Consider the following 4,266-nt stretch of genomic DNA (forward strand, 5'->3'; position numbering starts at 1 on the left):
GTTTTATTGTAGTCTCTTTAATCTAGTTATTGCAGTCGTTATTTGAAGTGATGCTTATAAAGATAGTTGACTTTCTGGTTAGATTTGTTACTGTAATCTTAAAAAAGATCTTCAGGGAAAAGTAAAGTTTCTGAGCAACTGTAATTTTTATAAAATGAACCTGCTGCAAGCTTCTTTCAATTTGGGAAAGAAAATAGTGAATTACACAACTGACGATTAAAGTCAGCATACGGGTAAGGTAGGAAACTACTATCTTTATTTATTGCCTTTTTTGGGTTGTGATTGTAAATACCAGGCTGTTTTGTAAATACCAGGCTGTTTAATATAGTGAGTGGAGATTATGTTTACGGGTCTTGTTGACCATTGTGGAGTAATACAGTCTATTGAAATTTTGCCAAAACGAGCAGTGGTATATATTAAAACGCAATTTCTAGATTTGCAGCCTGGAGAAAGCATCGCAGTAGATGGGGTTTGCGTGACCGTTGTGGAAGCGCAATTGAATTGTTTTCTTTGTGAATTATCTTCCGAAACTTTAGCATGTATTTCAGCACGATTTTATAAAACAGGTGATCGAGTCAATTTAGAGCGTGCATTACGATTAATGGACCGAATAGGAGGGCATTTTGTCACAGGTCATGTTGATCAAACCATTATATTAACATCTAAAGAAAAAGAGACTAAATTCGTCCGAATGGTTTTTAACCATATTTCAAAAGAATCTCAAATGTATATTATAAAAAAAGGGAGTGTAGCAATAAATGGAGTCAGTTTAACAATTAACCATGTAATGAAAGATATTTTTTCAGTGATGTTAATTCCTCATACGTTAGAAAGAACAAATTTAAAAGATTTAGTAATAGGGTGCCAGGTAAATGTCGAATTTGATTTAATAGCAAAAATTACTGCTCAAACAACACGGGAGATAATATTTAATGAACAAAGCGTTTGATAGTATTGAAACTGCTTTAAAAACTTTACGTAAAGGCAGAATGATTATTCTGGTTGATGATGAGTCTCGAGAAAACGAAGGCGATTTGATTGTCGCTGCCCAACACGTTACGGCTGAGCAGATTAATTTTATGGCTCAATATGGACGGGGGTTAATTTGTTTGCCAATGATGGCTAGCGATTTTGAACGTTTACATATTCCTATGATGACTAGTCAAAATCGATCATGTTATCAAACCCCTTTTGGGGTCTCTATTGAAGGAGCTTATGATGTCACAACAGGAATCTCGGCTCAGGATCGAGCTCGAACAATTCGTATCGCGATTGATGAGAAAAGTGGTCCTGATGATATTGTTATGCCTGGCCATATTTTTCCCTTAAAAGCAAGGGATGCAGGAGTTTTAGTCCGGCCGGGGCATACGGAAGGAAGTGTTGATTTGTGTCGTTTGGCAGGTTTGAAGTCAGCCGCTGTCTTATGTGAGGTATTGAGTGAAGATGGTAGTATGGCGCGCTTACCTACTTTACAACAGCTGGCTGAACGCCATCAGATTCCGCTAGTGAGTATCCATGATTTGATTACTCATCGTATTAATCATGAAATTTTAATTGATGAAATTTCTGCTTCCATGTTACCACTTAAAAATCAAGGTAAATTTACAATTAAAACCTTTCGTAATTGGATTGATAATTTAGAACACGTAGCTTTAATTAGTCAGAGAAAATCTAGTGATAGTAGTAAATGCTGTTTAGTACGTGTTCACTCGGAATGCCTAACCGGTGATGTGTTTGGCTCTGCCCGCTGCGATTGCGGTTGGCAATTGGAATCCGCGTTAGATGAAATCTCTAAGTGTGGAGGAATTTTACTTTATTTGCGCCAAGAGGGTCGTGGCATTGGTTTAGGAAATAAAATAAAAGCTTATGCTTTACAAGAAAAAGGCTTGGATACAGTAGAAGCAAATCATCACCTTGGTTTTGCAGCAGATTTACGGGATTATGGATTGGCAGCGCAAATATTGAAGGTTTTAGGAGTACGAAAAGTTCGTTTGTTAACTAATAATCCTAATAAAGTTTCAGGTTTAAGGCGTTATGGAATCGAAGTTTTAGAACGGGTAGCGTTAGAAGCAGCCCCCATAGATGATAATATTCGTTATTTAAAAGCAAAACGAGAAAAATTGGGTCACTTATTAAATTTAACAGCAGAGCCTATTAATGACACCTCAACTTAAATTTGCTATTATAGTTAGTCAATTTAATCAACCAGTAATAGAAAAATTATTAACTGGAGCTTTGGATCGTTTTAGAGAGTTAGATGTTAAAGAAAATCAAATTAAAACGGTTTGGGTACCGGGGTCAGTTGAAATTCCATTAATGGCAAAACAAGTAGCAAAAACTAAATATTATGATGCTATTGTATGCTTGGGGGCAGTTATCCGAGGAGAAACTAATCATTATGATTACGTTTGTCAGCAAGTAAGTTTGGGATGCCAACAAGTAGCGTTGGAATATGAAATACCTGTTATTTTTGGTATTTTGACTACGAAAAATAAAGAACAAGCTTTTGCCCGTGCTTCCGGAAAACGAGGTAATAAAGGAGCTGAGGCTGTAAACGCAGCGATGATGATGATTAAAAGTATAAGAGATATTCAAGTTAATGCATAATAGTGAAAATCCCATTTTACAAGGTATTTCTAATTGGTTTATCCGTCATTTTTCAGATCCCGAAGCATTAGCCTTGTTTTTTACCCTAGTCTTTGGTTTCGTATTAATTGAATTTTTTGGGAAATTTTTATTGCCAGTAGTGATTAGTGTAGTTCTTGCTTATCTCTTTACTTCACCAGTACGGTGGTTAGAACAATGGCAAGTTCCCCACTGGCTTGCGGTAACACTAGTCTATCTCTTTTTCTTAAGTCTTTTTATACTGGCGCTTTTTGGTTTGTTACCGTTAATGTGGAAGCAACTTGTTAGTATGGTACATGAATTTCCTCGAGCTATTACTAAAGGACAAGTGTGGATGACTGAGTTCATGCACCACTATCCCAAGTTATTTCCAACGGATCCGCTAACTAACTTTGCTGTTTATTTACATCAACAATCAGCTCGAATTGGACAATTTATTTTATCCTTTTCTTTAGCTTCGATTCCTAGTATTATTGAGATAATTCTTTATGTTGTATTAGTTCCTTTACTCGTATTTTTCTTTTTAAAAGATGGAAAAGCCATTAGTATTTGGCTCAGCCGTTTTTTACCAGAGCGCCGTGGACTTATTAGAATTGTCTGGAACGAAATGAATCAAAAAATCGGTGCTTATGTTCGGGGGAGGGTAGTTGAAATAATTATTGTTAGTTTGGTTTCGGTTATTGTTTTTACGCTATTAGGACTACAATACGCCTTTTTATTAGGAGTGCTATTAGGATTATCTGTGATTGTGCCCTATATTGGGGCAGTGATCGTTACTATTCCTATTGGAATAGTAGGTTTAATGCAATGGAGCTTATCTGTACATTTTACCTATTTAATGATTGGTTACGCTTTAATTATCACTTTAGATGGAAATTTATTGGTGCCACTTCTCTTTTCAGAGGTTATGGATTTACATCCAATTGTAATTATTTTATCAGTTCTGATTTTGGGCGGTATCTGGGGATTTTGGAGTGTATTTTTTGCTATTCCCTTAGCTACACTGGTCAAAGCAGTATTAAACGCCTGGCCAAAAACTAAACCACACTAAATGATCTGAAAGAAAAAGAATTAGCGATTACGCCCAAAAGTAGCGTAGAAATAAGATAAATTGTAGCAGTCAAGGATAGGCGGCGGGGGATACAAAATTATTTTTCACCTTCCTTCGTCGTTATCAAAGAGGCTACCACTACCGGTAAACATTACTTTTTCTTGAGTAATTTTAATAACTTTTTGATTAGCATCGTTTAAAGCAGCTTTGATGAGATCTTCAATAACTTCTTTTGATTCTTTTAAAAGTTCGTCAGAGAGAATGAAATTAATAACTTCATGTTGAGCTGTAAGGGTTACTTGAACCATACCAGCACCTGATTCACCAGTAACTTCAATTTTTGATAATTGCTTCTGCGCTTGCTGCATCAGCTCTTGAATTTTTTTTGCATTTTTCATCAAATGACCAAGATTAAATTTATCGCTAATCATTGTTTCCCCCCCTTTAAATGTCATTTTAATTTTTAACAAGCTCTCTGCAATAGAGAGAGTAACTCAGTGTGTATTACCTTCAAAGTATATTTGAATTCACTACTAATTGTAATTACCACATTATAGGTAATGCCTGAATATTTTATTTTAGTTTAGTAA

At 35.6% G+C, this 4,266-nt stretch carries 5 protein-coding genes; 4 read left to right on the forward strand and 1 reads right to left on the reverse strand.

Going from position 1 to position 4,266, the window contains the following annotated elements; translation table 11 throughout:
- Positions 1–340: 340 nt before the first annotated feature.
- The 4 genes from CLERM_RS03540 to CLERM_RS03555 are packed head-to-tail and all read left to right on the forward strand — an operon-like array spanning position 341 to position 3,676.
- Positions 341–949, forward strand: coding sequence for a riboflavin synthase (locus tag CLERM_RS03540; RefSeq protein ID WP_102157209.1), 609 nt, complete (start codon positions 341–343; stop codon positions 947–949).
- The gene (ribA, locus tag CLERM_RS03545) at positions 933–2,174 is read left to right on the forward strand and encodes a GTP cyclohydrolase II (RefSeq protein WP_102157210.1); all 1,242 of its coding nucleotides are present in this window, start codon (positions 933–935) and stop codon (positions 2,172–2,174) included. Before CLERM_RS03540 ends, ribA begins: the two co-directional genes overlap by 17 nt.
- Positions 2,158–2,607, forward strand: coding sequence for a 6,7-dimethyl-8-ribityllumazine synthase (ribH, locus tag CLERM_RS03550; protein WP_102157211.1), 450 nt, complete (start codon positions 2,158–2,160; stop codon positions 2,605–2,607). The genes ribA and ribH overlap by 17 nt, the downstream gene beginning before the upstream one ends.
- Positions 2,600–3,676, forward strand: coding sequence for an AI-2E family transporter (locus CLERM_RS03555; protein WP_102157212.1), 1,077 nt, complete (start codon positions 2,600–2,602; stop codon positions 3,674–3,676). The genes ribH and CLERM_RS03555 overlap by 8 nt, the downstream gene beginning before the upstream one ends.
- 104 nt (positions 3,677–3,780) lie before the next feature.
- On the opposite strand, the gene CLERM_RS03560 is transcribed toward CLERM_RS03555, so the two are convergent.
- Positions 3,781–4,107 (reverse strand): YbaB/EbfC family nucleoid-associated protein, encoded by a 327-nt coding sequence (locus CLERM_RS03560; protein WP_102157213.1) that lies wholly within the window; start codon positions 4,105–4,107, stop codon positions 3,781–3,783.
- Positions 4,108–4,266: the final 159 nt, after the last annotated feature.

The organism is Coxiella-like endosymbiont (assembly GCF_002871095.1).
GTDB lineage: Bacteria > Pseudomonadota > Gammaproteobacteria > Coxiellales > Coxiellaceae > Coxiella.

Excerpts from the sequence above, each read along its gene's own strand:
- ribH (WP_102157211.1), top strand. The coding sequence starts at position 2,158 with ATGACACCTCAACTTAAATTTGCTATTATAGTTAGTCAATTTAATCAA.
- ribA (WP_102157210.1), top strand. The coding sequence starts at position 933 with ATGAACAAAGCGTTTGATAGTATTGAAACTGCTTTAAAAACTTTACGT.
- CLERM_RS03540 (WP_102157209.1), top strand. The coding sequence starts at position 341 with ATGTTTACGGGTCTTGTTGACCATTGTGGAGTAATACAGTCTATTGAA.
- CLERM_RS03555 (WP_102157212.1), top strand. The coding sequence starts at position 2,600 with ATGCATAATAGTGAAAATCCCATTTTACAAGGTATTTCTAATTGGTTT.
- CLERM_RS03560 (WP_102157213.1), bottom strand. The coding sequence starts at position 4,107 with ATGATTAGCGATAAATTTAATCTTGGTCATTTGATGAAAAATGCAAAA.